Genomic DNA, 15,664 nt, shown 5'->3' with positions numbered 1-15,664 from the left:
TCGCCCGCACCGCCCAGCGGCTGCTCGCGATGGCAGCGGCGATCTGGCACAACTGGGAGACCGGAGCACCGGTCAAGCGCTCCCTGATCGCCTACGACCACTAAAGACATCGGACTCAATCATCTAGGCGCCCGCGCCTCCGCGGGACGCGTCCCGCCCGGACAGCGCGGGGACCCAGCGCGGACCCCCGGTGCCGGCAGGGGTATCCGCCGTCCGCCCCGGGCGTCGGCCGAACCTCGGCCTCCCCGCTGGCACCCACCGGCCGGCCGTCCCATCCGCGCGCCTCGTGCTGACGAGCGCGCGCAGGCGGCGGAGCAGCGGCCGGGGGCACGGGGCCAAAGCGGGACACCGGCCGTTCGGACAGAAGACTCCCCCCGTCCCCGGGCGTGCTCGGTACGGTCGTCACATCGTGATCCCCCCGCTGACCGACAGGGTCTGGCCGGTGATGTATCCGGCGGCCGGGCCGGCGAGGAACGCCACCGCCGACGCGACGTCCGCGGGGGTCCCGAGGCGTCCGGCCGGGATCCGGCGGGCGAGTTTTCGGACCATGTCGGGGTGCCGCTCGCCCACCTCGCGCAGCATGGGGGTGTCGGTCGGCCCCGGACAGACCACGTTGCTGGTCACCCCGTACCGGGCGGTCTCGCGGGCGAGTGACTTGGCCAGCCCGAACAGCGCAGACTTGGTCGCCGCGTAGGCGCCCTCCCCGCCGGATCCGGCGCGGGCGCCGTCGGAGGAGACGAACACCAGGCGCCCGAAGCCGCGTGCGATCATCCCCGGGAGGAACGCCCGCGTCAGCAGCATGGGGGCACGGGTGTTGACCCGCCACATCAGCTCCCAGTCGGCGGGGTCGCTCTCCACGAATGGGGCGATGGCGCTCACACCCGCGTTGTGCACGAGCACGTCGACCCTGTCGGCGATCTCGTGTATCCGCGCGATACCTGACGCCACGGTGCCCGGATCCGCCAGATCCATGCCCACCGCCCGCGCCCCGGGCAGCGCCTCGGCGACGTCGGTCGCCGCGGCCGCGTCCAGATCGCTGACCACGACCGTGGCTCCCGCCTCCGCGAGCGACGCGCAGATCGCGCGTCCGATCCCGCCCGCGCCGCCGGTGACGAGGGCCGTGTACTCCCGCGGTCCCCGCAGCGTGGTCGGTGCTTCCGGTCGCTTCGGGCTCGCGGACATGAGCCAGACCCCCCTTTTTCCACCGGGCGCTCCCATTGGACGGCCGTCCTTGTCGAGAAACCAAGCATACGCTAGGTTGGCTCTACCGGGACGCTCGCCGGCACCGGCCCGCCTCCCCGCCTCGGGACGACGGTCGGGACTCAGCCGGCCGCGGCGGCACCGGGTTCCCTGCGGCAGCGGGAGGAGGTCGTCACGGCAGGCATGAACGCGCCCCAGCAGCGACCGCACCCGGCCCCCACACCGCTCACCGAGCCCTACTGGTCCGCCTGCCGCTCCGGTCGGCTGGCCATCCAGCGGTGCGCCGCCTGCCGCCGCTACGTCCACTTCCCCGAACCTGCCTGCCCGTTCTGCCGGGGCACCGTGCTCGGCTTCGAGCCGGTCTCGGGCCTGGGCCGCGTCCTCACCTACACCGTTGTCCACCGCCCCTTCGTGCCCGGCTTCGCGGAGCTGGTCCCCTACGCCGTGGCCTGGGTGGAACTCGTCGAGCAGCCGGGCCTGCGCGCCTTCGGCGGGATCCGCGACTGCGCGCCCGGCGACATCGCCATCGGCATGCCGGTGACCGCCACCTTCACCGAGCTCCCGGGCTTCGGCCCGATCCCCGACTTCCGTCCCCTACGCTCCGAGGAGCGCGATGGCCGACCCGCCCACCGAACCCACGACTGAGCCCCCGGCCGAGCCCCCTGCGACACCCGCCATCCGCGGCGTCGTGTACCCCAGCGCCGACGTCGCCGACAGCATCGCCTTCTACCGCGACGGCCTCGGATTCACCGTCACCCTGGTCGACGGCGACCACTACGCCGCCCTCGACGGCCGCGGAACGACCCTGGCCATCACCGCGCAGGACGACGACGTCACCAGTGGCGCCCCCGCCATCACCGTCAAGGTCGACGACCTGTCCGCGACCCTCGCCGCACTCGTCGACCTCGGCGCGCGCGTGGAACGCGCGCCGGAGACCGGAGCGCACGAGACGCGCGCCGTGGTCCGCGACCCCGCGGGCCACCCGGTCGTGATCTACACAAGCCGCCCCACCTGACCGCGGCCCGGTGAACCGCGCCGTGCCGGTGTCCGTGATGGAAGGCATAGCGACCGAACGCCCACCCCCTCAGCCCGAGCACCCCCACCGGCGAACCACATCCGCAGCCGAGAGCACGCCCGCCCCGAGGAGGCCGCCGTGACGCGGACCGGATCCGTCAATTCCTTCGGCAACTACGGCTACGCGGTCCTGACCGCCGGGGCGCTGGCCATGCCCAGCAAGGTCGCACTGACCTACTCCGGCGGCACCAGCCTCACCTACGACCAGCTGAACCGGGCCGTCAACCGCCGTGCCCACGCGCTGGATGCCGCCGGAATCCGCCCCCGGCAGCGGGTGGCCGCCCTCATCGGCGCGACCCTCGGTGTCGCCGAGGTCTACCTCGCCCTGTTCAAGATGGGCGCCGTCACCGCCGCGCTCAACCCTTTCTGGGACGCCGATGTGCTGGCACACGCGGTCGACCGCTCCGGGGCGACCGCGCTCGTCTACGACCCCGGCATGGACGCGCTGGTGCGCCAGGCGCGCCCCCGCCTGCCGCGCGTCCGCACCTGGATCCGAGTCGGCGGCCCCGCCGGGGACACCGTCGACCTCGACGCGCTCAGCGCCACCGCGCCGCAGACCGAGCCGGAGATCCACGGCACGGGCGACGACCCCCTCGCGCTGTTCTTCACCTCCGGTTCCACCGGCCCGCCCAAGGCCGTGGTCCACACCCACGCCAGCGCGCTGGCCACCGCCCGGCTGTGGCAGGACATCCCCCGCAGCGCCGACTCCGTCTTCGGGACCGGCGCCATCATCTGGGGCATCGGCTTCACCGCCATCGCCGGCCCCGCGCTCTACGGCGGCCTGCGCCTGGTGCTGGAGCAGGACTGGGGCCCGAAGAACTTCTTGACCGTCGTCCCCCGCGAACGCGTCACCCATGTCAGCCTGATCCCGAGCTTCTTCAGCGCGCTGTTCGCCGACGACGAGCACACCACGGCCGACCTGTCGTCGCTGACCACCATCATCCTCGGCGGCGAGCCATTGGCCCCCGCGCTGCTGCACCGCATCAAGGAGCGGATTCCGCGGGCCGCGGTCTACGGCTATTACGGCCAGACCGAGGCGCCGTACTCGGCCTGCGGGCGGCTCGACAATGGGAGCCAGGACCTGAGGTCGGCGGGACGGGCCCGCACCGGGTGCGCCATCCGGGTCACGCGGCCCTCGGGCGAACCGGTCGTCGGCGAGGTCGGCGAGATCAACCTGGCCGGGCCGCACCGCATGGCCTGCTACGACGGGCAGCCCGAGGCCACCGCCGAGGTGCTGCGGGACGTCTGGTACGTCGGCGGGGACCTCGGCCGCCTCGACGCCGACGGGCACCTGTACGTGCTGGGCCGACGCTCCGACGCCATCCTCAAGAGCGGCCGGTGGACCCGCCCGGCGGAGATCGAGGAGGCCGCCGCCGAGCTCGACACCGTCGCCGAAGCGGGGGCCGTGGGCACGCCCCCTAACGAGGACGGCGCTGAGCCCAGCGAGCAGAAGGTGATCCTGGCCGTGGTGCCACGCGCCGGGACCACCGCGACCGAGCTGGGCATCCGCGCCGAACTCGCCGCCCGCCTCCCCGAACACCAGCGCCCCGACGTCGTCGTCTTCACCGATGACCTGCCCCACGCTAACGACGCCTCGGGCGGCCCCGGCAAACTGCTCCGCCGCGAGATCCGGACGCGCTTCGGACATCTCGCATGACGCCGCACGACACGGACGCCGCCCTCCCCGACCTCGCCGACCACTCACCCACGCGCTCCCCCGCCCCGGTTCCCCTCCCGGAACCACAGGTCAAGCAGCTCCTGGCACAGGCCGGTATCGACGTACCACGCGGTGCGGTCGCGGCGGCATCCGAGGACCTCGCCGCGGCCGCGTCCGGCCTGTGCGCCCCGCTCGTCCTAAAGGGGTTCGGCCCCGGAATCGTGCACAAGAGCGACGTGGGAGCGGTCCGCCTCGATCTGAACGCGCGCGACCAGCTCGCCCCCGCCGCCGAGAAGATGCGCGGGGAGCTGGCCGCGCACGGGCTCGAACCGGCCGGATTCCTCGTGGAGGAGCAGGCGGCGCCCGGCGTGGAGCTCATCGTCGGCGCCGTCCGCGACCCGTCGTTCGGACCCGTGCTGCTGGTGGGGCTCGGTGGGATCTGGACCGAGGCACTCGACGACACATCGCCGCGGCTGTGCCCGGTCGGACGGTCCGACGTCGAGGAGGCCCTGGCCGAACTGCGCGGCGCGGCCCTGCTGGACGGCGCGCGCGGCCGGGCTCCGGTGGGCCGGGCGGCGCTCATCGACCTGATCCTGGCGGTCGGCGGTCCCGACGGGCTGGTCGAGCGGCTCGGTGACGCCTGGACCGAGCTCGAACTCAACCCGGTGATCGCCGGTCCCACGGGCGCGACCGCCGTCGACGCCCGGCTGCTCCTCGCCCCCGGGGCGCGGACGCCGAACGCGCTGCCCCCCGCCCCACCGCGACCGGCGCACGTACCCCGCGGCCCCGGCGCCGGGGGCCGCTTTACCGATTTCGCCCGGCTGTTCGCGCCGCGCGGCATCGCCGTGGTCGGCGCCTCCACCTCGAAGTCGACGTTCGGCAACATGTTCCTCACCCAGTACCGCGCCTTCCACGCGGCACACCCCCGCCCTCCCCGGTTGGTGGCGGTGCACCCGCGCGCCCACATCATCGGCGGTGTCCGCGCCGTCCCCTCCCTGGCGGAGGTGCCAGAGGACGTCGATTACGCCCTGGTGGCCGTACCCGCCGCCGCGTGCGTCGAGGCCGTCCGCGCGGCCGCCGGTGTGCCGTTCATCCAGGTGATGAGCGGCGGGTTCGGGGAGACCGGGGCGGCCGGGGCGGAGCTGGAGCGGGAGCTGCTCGCCGCCGCCGAGGAGAGCGGTACCCGCCTGCTGGGGCCCAACTGCATGGGCGTGTACGCCCCCGCCGGCGGGCAGACGTTCGTGGGCGGGGACCACGCCGCGCCCGGACATATCAGCCTGGTCTCGCAGAGCGGAGGGCTCGCCGGGGAAGTGATCAAGGTGGGCGAGCGGCGCGGGCTGCGCTTCGCCAAGGTGGCCACCGTCGGCAACTGTGCCGACGTGACCCCCGCGGAGCTGGTGCGCTACCTGGCCGCCGACCCCGAAACCCACGTACTGGGGCTCTACCTGGAGGATCCGCGCGACGGCCGCGCCCTGTTCGAGGAGTTGTCGGCCGCGAGGAGGCGGCTGCCGGTCGTGGCGCTGATCGGCGGGCGCAGCGCACAGGGACGGCGGGCGGCGGCCTCCCACACCGGCGGCATGATCGCCGACGCCCGGGTGTGGCGGGCCCTGGCCCGGCAGTGCGGCGTTGCGCTGGTCGACGGCGCGGGCGCGCTCATCGACGCGTTGGACTTCCTCGACCTGCACGCGCGGCGTCCCGTGGCCGGTGCCCCGGACGTGCTGGTGGTCGGCCCCAGCGGCGGGGCCGGGGTGCTGGCCGCCGACGTGTTCGACGCCGCTGGTCTGCGGCTCGGCGCCCTCGGCCACCGGGCCCAGAACGCACTGCGCGGCCTCGGACTGGGCGCGGGCGCCTCGCTGTCCAACCCGCTGGAGGTTCCCTTGGGGCCCCGGGGGCGCAAGGATCTGGTGCGCCGGGCGGTGGAGGCCATCGACGCGGCCGGGACCGCCCGGTCGGTGCGGGGCGCGGTCGCCCCGTTCACCGATGTGGTGGCGCACGTCAACGTGCAGAGCTTCGCCACCTACGGCGATTGGGACCGCGCCGAACCGTCCGGGCCCTCCGCCGGACTGACCGGACTGCTGGAGTACGTGGACCACATCGCCGCTCTGCAGGCCGGCCTCCCGAGGTCGAGGGTCACACTGGTGCTGCGCAACGCCGAGTGCGGGCCACCGGAGGTGTTCGGCGACGTACGCGCCGCGGCCCGCGCCTCCGGGGTTCCCGTGTACCCGACGATGGAGGCCGCCGCCAGCGCCATCCAGGCGGGCAAGGCCGCCGCCCGCGCCCGGACGGGGGCAGCGGAGGCGTGACCCGCCCCGGGGGAGCCCGCGGTACCGAGCCAGGGCCACGGCATACGCCGCGGGAATCCCCGGACGGAGCCGGTGCGGCGGCAGCGACAACGGCAGGGCGTGAAATTCTCCCAGTCGGCCACCGGACGAAGTGACAGCCCCAAGGGCGGGAAAGCGCTCTCCGCACCCCCGACCGTGGTGATCACGGTCAGCGGCCCGGTTCCGACCGGGAGAATCCCCTGGTCATCGCGGACTGTGGGAAAGCACCGCGCCGTGCCCGTGGGTCATCGCCGCGGAGCGCCGCGGTTCATTCCCGGCGAGGTCCCGCGTCACCCTCGAACGGGTCCGCGCGTACCCGATACCCGAAGCCTTTTCCCCCGCCGTTCCGCTCAACCGCTCCGCAGGAAGGCCAGTACCGCCATGACCCGGCGGTTGACATCGTCATCCGGGGGAAGGTCGAGCTTGGCCAGGATGTTGCCGATGTGCTTGCCGACCGCCGCCTCGCTGAGGAACAGGCGCCGCTCGATCGCGGCGTTGGAGTGGCCCTCGGCCATGAGCTCCAGCACCTCGCGCTCACGCGGTGACAGCCGCGACAGCGGATCACGTCGACGGCCCAGCAGCTGGCGGACCACCTGGGAATCCACCACCGTCCCGCCGTCCAGCACCGTGCGCAGTGTCCGCACGAAGTCCTCGACGTCGACGACGCGCTCCTTGAGCAGATAGCCGACGCCGCTCCCGTCACCCGACTCCAGGAGGTCCCCCGCGTAGCTCTGTTCCACGTACTGGCTCAGCGCCACCACGGCCAGTCCGGGCATTTCGCGGCGCAGCTCCACCGCCGCGCGCAGCCCTTCGTCGCTGAAGCCCGGCGGCATCCGGATATCGGTGACGACGAGGTCCGGCCGATGCTCGCGGACGGCGTCGACGAGGGCCGCGGCATCGCCGACCGCGGCCGCCACCGCGAATCCGAAGCGCTCCAGCAGCCCCGACAGCCCTTCGCGGAGCAAGACCCCGTCCTCCGCGAGAACGACGCCGGTCATGACCTGTTCCCCGGTTCCGGCTGCCCCGTCCCGCTGATGTGCGCTTTTAGCTCCATCCGGTCGCACGGAAGCTCCACTCTCACCACGGTCGGCCCGCCGGGCGGGCTGGACAGCAACATTCTGCCGTCCATCACGGCGACGCGGTCCGCCAGGCCGGTCAGGCCGGTACCCGCGCCGGTCTTCGCCGTGGCTCCGCCGTGTCCGTTGTCACTGATTTCCACCACCAGCAGCTCCGGGCCCCCTTCGGCCGTCCGGTTCCGCGCACGGCCCCGATCCAGCCGCACCTCCACCGACGCGGCCGTCGCCCCGCTGTGCTTGGCGACGTTGGTCACGGCCTCCGCCACCACGAAGTAGGCGGTCCCCTCGATGTGCGGCGGCAGCCGACGCGGCAGGTCGACGGTAACGTCCACGGGAAGCGGACAGCGGTCGGCCAGGCCGGGCAGGGCGGCGGGCAGTCCGAGGTCGGTGAGGACCTTCGGGTGGATCCCGCGGACGAGTTCGCGCATCTCCACAATGAGTTCCTTGGCCTGGTCGTGCGCTGCATCGAGGGTGCGGGCCGCCGGTGACTCGTCGGGCAGGTCCAGCTTGGCCAGGCCGAGCTGCATGGTGAGCGCGACCAGGCGCTGCTGCGCGCCGTCGTGCAGGTCCCGCTCGATCCGGCGGCGCTCGGCCTCGAAAGCGTCCACCAAGCGGGCACGCGAGCGGGTGACCTCGGTGAGTTCCGCCTCCAGCTGGCCCCGCGCCGGCCCCTGCAGCAGCACCCGCGCCAGCGCCCCGTGTCCGCCGGCGGCCACGGCTGCGAGGTAGGCCGTAGCCACCAGCAGGACCACCCCGACCAGCGCGTAGGGGAGGGCCTCGACCGGATCGTCGATCCGCTGGATCCCCATCGAGATGGGTCCGTCCTCCGCGATGACCAGCAGGGGGCCGGTCAGCAGCACCGCGACGAGGGCGGCCGCCCCGCCGACCACCGTCCACGTGGCCAGGGTGAGGGGGACGAACAACAGCAGGTAGGAGGTCTCGCGCCAGGTGACCGGCTCGCTGTAGCGCAGCCGCAGCCAGGCGGCCGGGCCAGGGCCCGCTGGTGTGCGGTGGCCGCTTGTCGCGGGTTCGGTGTGGATGATCCCCAGCCGCCTCCGCTCCACCTCGGCCAGGGGCAGCGCCAGCAGCGGGGCGCACGCTGCAAACGCGACGACACCCGCGAGCACGAAGACGGCGGACACCGCCAGGAGCGTCGGGGTCGGGGCGCCCGCCCGTGCACCGGTGTGGTCATTCCAGAGCACCGCCAGCGACCACCACGGCAGGGTGAGGACGGTCAGCACCGGGATCACGGCCGACATCAGCGGCAGGGCCGTCACCAGGTAGCCGAGGGACCGCCACGGCCAGGAGGACAGCACATAGCTCCGGCAGCGTACGGCGCTCAGCGGTGTTCGCGGGTTATTCGCTGTCACAGCGCCAACGCTATGCACCGCCGAACAGCCGCGACACCGGTCTGGCCGGAGTTCCCGGGGTGGGGCCAGGCCTACCCCGGGACCGGAGCCGCTAGGAGTCCTCGCCGCGCCGGGCGCCCTTGAGGCGGCCGACCACGGTCTCGAAGTCGGTGCTGAACGGGTGATCGTGCACCATGTAGGTCCACGTCATGGACGGGCGCTTGACGCCGACGGCGGCGATGTCGATCTTCCCGTCGACGACCTCGGTCTCGGCGAACGTCTCGGCCGCCCGGGTGCGCGCCTCGTCCAGGAAGCCCTTGAAAGCCGGGACGGCATCGCGGTTGAACTCGTCGAGGGGATCGCGGCGGCCCAGGAAGCGCAGGTGGATGCCCTCCCGCAGCTCGGCGAGGAACGCGTTGTGATCGGTCCAGCCGCGGTCGAGGTGGTACAGGGTGATCAGCCGGGCCGCGCGCGCGACCTCCTCCTTGCCGACCTCCTCCACGAGCTCACTGTGCTGGGCCGGGCAGTCCACGGCCAGCTGCCGGTCGGCCAGGTCCTCCATCAGTACGGCTTCTCGGTGCTCCAGGACGACGCTGCGCTGGACGTCGATCAGCTTGTTGTAGCGCCAGGTGTTGCGGTGGATGTCCAGCAGCTGCCCCTCGGACACCCGCTGGGCGTGGTCGACCGTGCTCAGCCAGCTCGGGTCGGTGATCTCGCCGTCGGCCTCCGGCCGGTACCCGGTGGTCTCCGGGGCGTTGTTGGCCACCAGGTCGTCCTCGACGCTGCCGAAGAAGACCGAGCCGCCGGGGTCGCCCTGGCGCCCGGCGCGGCCGCGCAGCTGGTCGTCGAGGCGGCTACTGGGATAGCGGCCGAAGCCCATGACGTACAGGCCGCCGGTCTCCACTACGCGGTCGCGGTCGCTCATGTCGCTTCCGCCCAGGCGGATGTCGGTACCGCGGCCCGCCATCTGGGTAGAGACGGTGACCGCGCCGTACTGCCCGGCCTCGGCGATGATGGCGGCCTCGTCGGCGTCGTTCTTGGCGTTGAGGACCACACACTCCAGGCCGGCGTCGGCCAGGCGCTTGGCCAGCAGCTCGGATTCGGCAACGTCCTGGGTGCCGATGAGGATGGGACGCCCGGTGGCGTGCACCTCGGTCACCTCGTCGACGAGCGCGTCCTCCTTCTCCTCGCGCGTGGCGTACAGGCGGGTGGCCTCGTCGACGCGGATGTTCGGCTTGTTCGGCGGGATGACCGCGACCTCAAGCTCGTAGAACTCGCGGAGCTGCTCGGCGACGGCCATGGCGGTGCCGGTCATGCCGCAGTGGGTCGGGTAGCGCAGGACCAGCGCCTGCACGGTGATGGAGTCGAGCACCTCGCCGGTCTCGCTGACCGCGACCTTCTCCTTGGCCTCGACCGCCGCCTGCAGGCCGTCGGGCCAGCGCTGGAGCAGGGCGATGCGCCCCCGCGACTCGTTGACGAGGCGGACCCCGCCGTCGCGCACGACGTAGTGGACGTCGCGCTGCAGCAGCACGTGGGCGTGGAGGGCGAGGTTGACGCGGGGCAGGACGGAGGTGTCGTCCTCGGAGTAGAGGTCGACGCCCCCGAGGGCGCGCTCCACGGTGTCGATGCCCGCGTCGGTGAGCTGGACGTTGCGGCCGTCGCTGTCGATCTCGTAGTGGATCCCGGGCTTAAGCGTGCGGACGAGCTCGGCCATCTCCTCGTCGGCCGCGGAGCTCTCGGCCGCGCCGGCCAGCACCAGAGGTACCCGGGCCTCGTCGACGAGGACGGAGTCGGCCTCGTCGATGAGCGCGACGCCGGCCTCCGGGACGACCCGCTGTTCGGGGTCGGTGGCCATGCGGTCGCGCAGCACGTCGAAGCCCAGTTCGCTGACGGAGGCGTAGGTGATGTCGGCGGAGTAGGCGAGGCGGCGCTGCGCGGTGGTGGACTCCTCGCCGATCCAGGCGACGGCGACACCGAGGAGGTCGTACAGCGGGCGCATCCACTCGGCGTCGCGCCGGGCCAGGTAGTCGTTGACGCTGAGGACGTGCACGCGCTGGCCGCGCAGAGCGAACCCGGCGGCGGCGAGCGCCCCGGCCAGGGTCTTGCCCTCGCCGGTGGCCATCTCGGCGATGTGTCCGTCGAGGAGCGCCATCACGCCGAGCAGCTGGACGTCGAAGGGACGCTCGCCGAGCGTCCGCCGCGCGGCCTCGCGGCCCACCGCGCACAGCTCGATCAGGTCGCCCCGGTCATAGGGAAGCTCGGCGTTGCCGAGCTCGGTGGCCTTTTCGGTGAGCTCGGCGTCGCTCAGTTCGCGCAGCTCCGGCTCACGGGCCTCGATCGATTGCAAAAGCTTGGTATAGGGCCGCAGGTCCACCGCGCCGGGCTTGCCCAGCATCCGGCGGACGGTTTCAGCCATTCGTCCGAACACCACGCAAGGGTAACGCCGCCGGGTCTCCAGGGGTTCCATCACGAGTTCACGATTGCGTCTCCTCTGCGTACGCACGCTCCCTATCCACGGCACCGCCGCCGCACGGCCGCCTTCGACGATGACGAACGCAACACGCCCATACACGCCGCTGTCGCGGCAAGGCGACCCCGCCGCGGACCAGTTCGACAGCGGAGCGTATAAGTGGAAAAAGGGGAGTTGACAGTGGCCTGCGGCGGATGCAGTCTTTTCATGTACGTTCGACAATGTCGAACGATGGTCGACAGTGTTGACTTTTGGCCCGTTGGCTGTTGACCGTCTGCTGTTCGCCGGTCCGCCGACGCGCCGACGTCAGCACCCCGAGGTCGCGGTGTCCCGATCGCGGCGTCGGCGCCAGAGAGTCGACACTACGGCACGCATCGCACCACTGGCGGCGTCTCGCGGGGGCGGGCAGCCGCCGACAACCGTCCAATAACCGTCCACACCCCCCGACGAGCCCACCCGCCCAACCGGATCGAACAGGCTGACCCACTGATGCGCACGATCACCACGCCCCAGCTCATCCACCCGAAACGAGGACAGGCCCGCGCTGAGCTCACCCGCGGCACCTTCGACCTGCTCGTCATCGGTGGCGGCATCCTCGGGACGTCCGTCGCCTGGATGGCCACCCAGGCCGGGCTGCGTGTCGCCATGGTCGACGCCGGTGACTTCGCCGGTGCCACCTCCAGCGCCTCCTCGAAGCTGGTCCACGGCGGCCTGCGCTACCTGCAGACCGGCAACGTCAAGCTCGTCGCGGAGAACCACCGCGAGCGCCGCGCCCTGTCCAGCGCGGTCGCACCGCACCTCGTCAACCCGATGCCGTTCCTCGTCCCCGTGTACAAGGGCGGCCCGCACGGCGCGGCCAAGATGGGCGCGGGCGTGTTCCTCTACTCGGCGCTGTCCGCCTTCGGCGACGGTGTCGGCCACATCAAGTCGCCCGCGAACGCCCAGCGCCTCGTCCCCGGGCTCAAGACCCCGAACCTCAAGGCCGTCGCCGCCTACGGCGACCACCAGATGAACGACAGCCGCGTGGCGATCATGACCGTGCGCGCCGCCGTCGACGCCGGCGCCGTCGTTCTCAACCACGCGCGCGTGGAGGGCCTGCGCACCACGAACGGCATGGTCACCGGTGCCGAGCTGCGCGACGGCGTGGACGGTACCGAGTTCGGGATCAACGCCCGGCTGGTGCTCAACGCGACAGGTCCGTGGGTCGACCACCTGCGCCGCATGGAGGACCCCGCCGCCGACCCGAGCATCCGGCTGTCGAAGGGCGCGCACCTGGTCGTCAAGGCCGACCGGCCGTGGCGCGCCGCGCTCACCATCCCGGTGGACAAGTACCGTGTCTCCTTCGCCATCCCGTGGGAGGGCCAGCTGCTGCTGGGCACCACCGACGAGGAGTACGTGGGCGACCCGGCCGACGTCGGCGTCGTGCAGAGCGACATCGACCAGATCCTGGGCGAGGCCAGCACCGCGATCGACTCCGCCCAGCTGGACCCGGCCAAGATCAACTACTCCTTCGCCGGGCTGCGCGTCCTGCCCGGCGGCCCGGGCGACACCAGTTCCGCCAAGCGCGAGACCGTGGTGACGCGGGGCCGCGGCGGCATGCTGTCGGTCGCCGGCGGCAAGTGGACGACCTACCGCCACATCGGCCAGATGGTGATCGACCGGCTGAAGAAGCTCGGCTCGGTGCCGCTGGCCGAGGAGATGAGCCCGACCCTCAAGACCGTTCCGCTGCCGGGCCTCGGCCGCCCGGAGGGCATCGCCCACCGCCTGATGGTCGACCAGGACCCGCCCGTGCGGATGGACCCGCTGGTCGCCCGGCACCTCGCCACCCACTACGGCAGCGTGTCCATGGACATCGCCGAGCTGGTGCGCCGCGACCCGTCGCTCGGCGAGCGGATCCACCCCGACGGCCCGGACATCTGGGCGCAGGTCGTCTACGCCCGCGACCACGAGTGGGCGGTCAGCCCGGAGGACGTGCTGCGCCGCCGCACCACAGTCATGATCCGCGGCCTCGACGACGAGGACGTCCGCAAGCGCACCGAGGCTCTGCTGGCGGAGGGCGCCGAGTAACCCGCGCCCTCGACGTACCACGCGCCATCTGACCCGCGCGCCCGTGCCCATCGCCTTTTCCCACTCCATCCCCGATGGGCACGGGCGCGCATCCGTGTGGGCGCCTCTCAGTCGTCGTGCATGGTGATGTAGGCGAGGTAGCGCGCCGCCCCGACCGGGTCGAGGAACCACGACCCCAGGTCGGCGGGGTCGTCGAAGCCGTTGGCGAAGCGGTCGGCGATTCCCCGGTGCCGCTCGGCGGCCTCGATCAGCCGCAGCATGTGCGGGGCGGGGGACGCCAGCATGGCGTCGGTCCACGCCGTCACGTGCCGGGCGTACTCCCAGTACTGCTCGAAGGTCGCGGTCATGAACGCCGCGTCGAAGGGGCGGTCCCCGTGCGCGCGGATCGCCCGCTGGTACAGGGCCGCTCCCTTGCTCGCGGAGTTGGACCCCTGCCCGGTGATCGGGTCGTTCGCCACGACGGCGTCGGCCATGCCCAGCACGATCCGCCCGCTCGGCAACCGGCCCACGGGGTGCCGGACCACCGGGGTGTAGCCGCCCGTCAGCACCGCCCGGGCGTCCGTGAGCTCCACGTTGCGGCAGCGCTCGTACTCCCACGGGGTGAACAGCCGCATCAGCTCCAGGGTCCGCCACAGGTGCTCTCGCGGAGTGCGGATATCACCGAAGACGTCCAGCGGGCCGCCGGGGATCCCCTCGAAGAACAGGATGTCGCACGGTCCGCTGTGGGTCAGGGCCGGCATGACGAACAGCTCGCCCACACCCGGGATGAGGTTGCAGCGCACCGCCGGCACATGGGGATGCTCCGGCCGGGGTTCCATGCCGTACACGTAGATCACCGACAGCGACCGCTGCGGCGCGGTGTGCCGGGACCGGCTGTGGTCGCGGTCGAACAGCTCGACCAGCTCTCCCCGGCCCGCGGCGACGATCACGAGGTCGTACAGGCGCGTGTACCACTCCAGGTCGGAGACGGTGGCGCCGTGGACCACCACCGTGCCGCCGCGATTCTCGAATTCCTCCAGCCACCGCGCCATCTTCACGCGCTGGTCCACCGACTGCGCCGGGCCGTCCAGTCGGCCGAGCCAGTCGACGGCGCGGCCACCGCCGCCCACGCCCCCGACCGAGACGCCGAGCGCGTCGATCCGCGGGGCGGTCCGGTCCCACAGGTTGAGCCGCTGCTCGCGTTCGATGGCCAGGGCGGTGCCGAACATGCACTGGGTGGACGTGACGTGACCTGACCGGATCTCGTCCGCTGTCCGCGCCGACACGACCGTGACGTCGTAGCCCGCCTCCTGCAGCCCCAGCGCCAGCTGCAATCCGGACTGGCCCGCGCCGCACACCAGGATCCTGCGCATACCAGCCCGCCCCTCTGGACAATGATCACGGCGAGCGAAAGTGTAGGGGCGCGAAGCCGCGGCTGAGAAACGTGAAACCGCCTACGGGACAGGGGATCCCGCGTTCGCCTCACCCGTGGGACCCGGTGCCGGCCGGGAGGCCCGCGGGAGAGAGCCGTCAGTGGACGAGCTGCCCCCGCTGCCGCGCCTCCAGATCCATGGCGTGCTTGACCAGGGCCACCAGGACGTTGAGTACCGACTGCCGGTCGCGCGCGTCACACCACATCACGGGCACGTCCGGGGCGAGGTCCAAGGCGTCGCGCAGGTCGTCGGCCGTATACCCCGGGTCGTCCTCGAAGGCGTTCACCGCGATCATGAACGGCAGTCGGTACTGCTTCTCGAAATAGTCCAGGGCTTGGAAGGAGTCCTCCAACCGGCGGGTGTCGACGAGGACGACCGCGCCGAGGGCGCCGCGCACCAGGTCATCCCACATGAACCAGAACCGCTGCTGGCCGGGGGTACCGAAAAGGAACAGGGTCAGGTCGGTGTCGAGTGAGATCCGGCCGAAGTCCATCGCGACCGTGGTGCTGGACTTCTCGGGGGTCATAGAAAGGTCGTCGATGCCCGCGCTCGCCGCGGTGACAGCGGCCTCCGTGCGCACTGGCGGGATCTCCGAGACCGCCCCGACCAGGGTGGTCTTGCCGACGCCGAACCCGCCGGCGACGATGATCTTGGTGGAGAGTTTCGGCGACTCGTTCACTGGTTTCTCTTGTCCTCACGACACGGGGGTCCGGCGCAGCGAATTCTCCTGGAGGCGTTCTTCGGACGCGGACCCTGCGCCGTTTGGGGATCGTGGCCCACTGGTAGGAATACCACCACTGAGCGAACCTAGCACCACGGGACTCCGCCAGGTGACCGCTTCGCCACAGTTTTCCCGCCTGAGACGCGGCGCACATTCGTCCCCGGGTAACGGCCCCTCCGCATCCTCTTCCGAAAACTGCCTGGCTGTGAGGTTAAGGACCCACGATGCGAGGTGATGCCCGCAATGCCCGCCTTTATGACATTGTGAGCGGCCCATTTCGGCCGTCGCGAATACTGGGCCTCGCACGCGCGGAGGTC

11 protein-coding genes and 1 pseudogene are annotated in these 15,664 nt (G+C 72.2%); 6 read left to right on the top strand and 6 right to left on the bottom strand.

What is annotated here, in order from left to right; genetic code table 11:
* Positions 1-104 (top strand): annotated as a pseudogene (locus ABD259_RS26005) (IS982 family transposase); the annotation flags it as partial.
* A gap of 298 nt (positions 105-402) precedes the next feature.
* Here the strand turns inward: ABD259_RS26005 and ABD259_RS24360 are convergent.
* A complete protein-coding gene (locus tag ABD259_RS24360) occupies positions 403-1,182 on the bottom strand; it encodes an SDR family NAD(P)-dependent oxidoreductase (RefSeq protein WP_344100948.1) in 780 nt (259 codons plus the stop codon).
* Positions 1,183-1,383: 201 nt separating this feature from the next.
* On the opposite strand from ABD259_RS24360, the gene ABD259_RS24355 reads away from it, so the two are divergent.
* The 4 genes from ABD259_RS24355 to ABD259_RS24340 all read left to right on the top strand — a co-directional run bounded on the left by ABD259_RS24355 (position 1,384) and on the right by ABD259_RS24340 (position 6,234).
* Entirely contained in the window at positions 1,384-1,845 is a 462-nt protein-coding gene (locus ABD259_RS24355) for a Zn-ribbon domain-containing OB-fold protein (RefSeq protein ID WP_344100949.1), read from the top strand.
* The gene (locus ABD259_RS24350; protein WP_344165504.1) at positions 1,814-2,215 is read left to right on the top strand and encodes a VOC family protein; all 402 of its coding nucleotides are present in this window, start codon (positions 1,814-1,816) and stop codon (positions 2,213-2,215) included. The genes ABD259_RS24355 and ABD259_RS24350 overlap by 32 nt, the downstream gene beginning before the upstream one ends.
* Before the next feature lie 210 nt (positions 2,216-2,425).
* Positions 2,426-3,931: a class I adenylate-forming enzyme family protein gene (locus ABD259_RS24345; protein WP_344165506.1), complete on the top strand. Its 1,506-nt coding sequence runs from the start codon at positions 2,426-2,428 to the stop codon at positions 3,929-3,931.
* Positions 3,928-6,234, top strand: coding sequence for an acetate--CoA ligase family protein (locus tag ABD259_RS24340; protein ID WP_344100953.1), 2,307 nt, complete (start codon positions 3,928-3,930; stop codon positions 6,232-6,234). The genes ABD259_RS24345 and ABD259_RS24340 overlap by 4 nt, the downstream gene beginning before the upstream one ends.
* Positions 6,235-6,602: 368 nt before the next feature.
* Here ABD259_RS24340 and ABD259_RS24335 read toward each other — a convergent pair whose 3' ends face one another.
* The 3 genes from ABD259_RS24335 to secA2 form a co-directional block, all read right to left on the bottom strand.
* Positions 6,603-7,250: a response regulator gene (locus tag ABD259_RS24335; protein ID WP_344100955.1), complete on the bottom strand. Its 648-nt coding sequence runs from the start codon at positions 7,248-7,250 to the stop codon at positions 6,603-6,605.
* Complete coding sequence (locus ABD259_RS24330) at positions 7,247-8,698, bottom strand: sensor histidine kinase (protein WP_344100957.1); 1,452 nt, start codon at positions 8,696-8,698, stop codon at positions 7,247-7,249. The genes ABD259_RS24335 and ABD259_RS24330 overlap by 4 nt, the downstream gene beginning before the upstream one ends.
* A gap of 91 nt (positions 8,699-8,789) precedes the next feature.
* Positions 8,790-11,093: an accessory Sec system translocase SecA2 gene (gene secA2, locus ABD259_RS24325; protein WP_344100959.1), complete on the bottom strand. Its 2,304-nt coding sequence runs from the start codon at positions 11,091-11,093 to the stop codon at positions 8,790-8,792.
* 543 nt (positions 11,094-11,636) lie between these two features.
* Between secA2 and ABD259_RS24320 the strand changes: the two genes are divergently transcribed.
* Entirely contained in the window at positions 11,637-13,214 is a 1,578-nt protein-coding gene (locus ABD259_RS24320) for a glycerol-3-phosphate dehydrogenase/oxidase (RefSeq protein WP_344100961.1), read from the top strand.
* 107 nt (positions 13,215-13,321) lie between these two features.
* Here ABD259_RS24320 and ABD259_RS24315 read toward each other — a convergent pair whose 3' ends face one another.
* Positions 13,322-14,566, bottom strand: coding sequence for a styrene monooxygenase/indole monooxygenase family protein (locus ABD259_RS24315; protein WP_344165501.1), 1,245 nt, complete (start codon positions 14,564-14,566; stop codon positions 13,322-13,324).
* A gap of 157 nt (positions 14,567-14,723) precedes the next feature.
* Positions 14,724-15,305, bottom strand: a complete 582-nt coding sequence (locus ABD259_RS24310; protein ID WP_344100967.1) for a GTP-binding protein — start codon at positions 15,303-15,305, stop codon at positions 14,724-14,726.
* Between the last annotated feature and the right edge of the window lie 359 nt (positions 15,306-15,664).

The organism is Nocardiopsis rhodophaea (assembly GCF_039530945.1).
GTDB lineage: Bacteria > Actinomycetota > Actinomycetes > Streptosporangiales > Streptosporangiaceae > Nocardiopsis_C > Nocardiopsis_C rhodophaea.
This window is presented reverse-complemented; position numbering and strand designations above follow the sequence as displayed.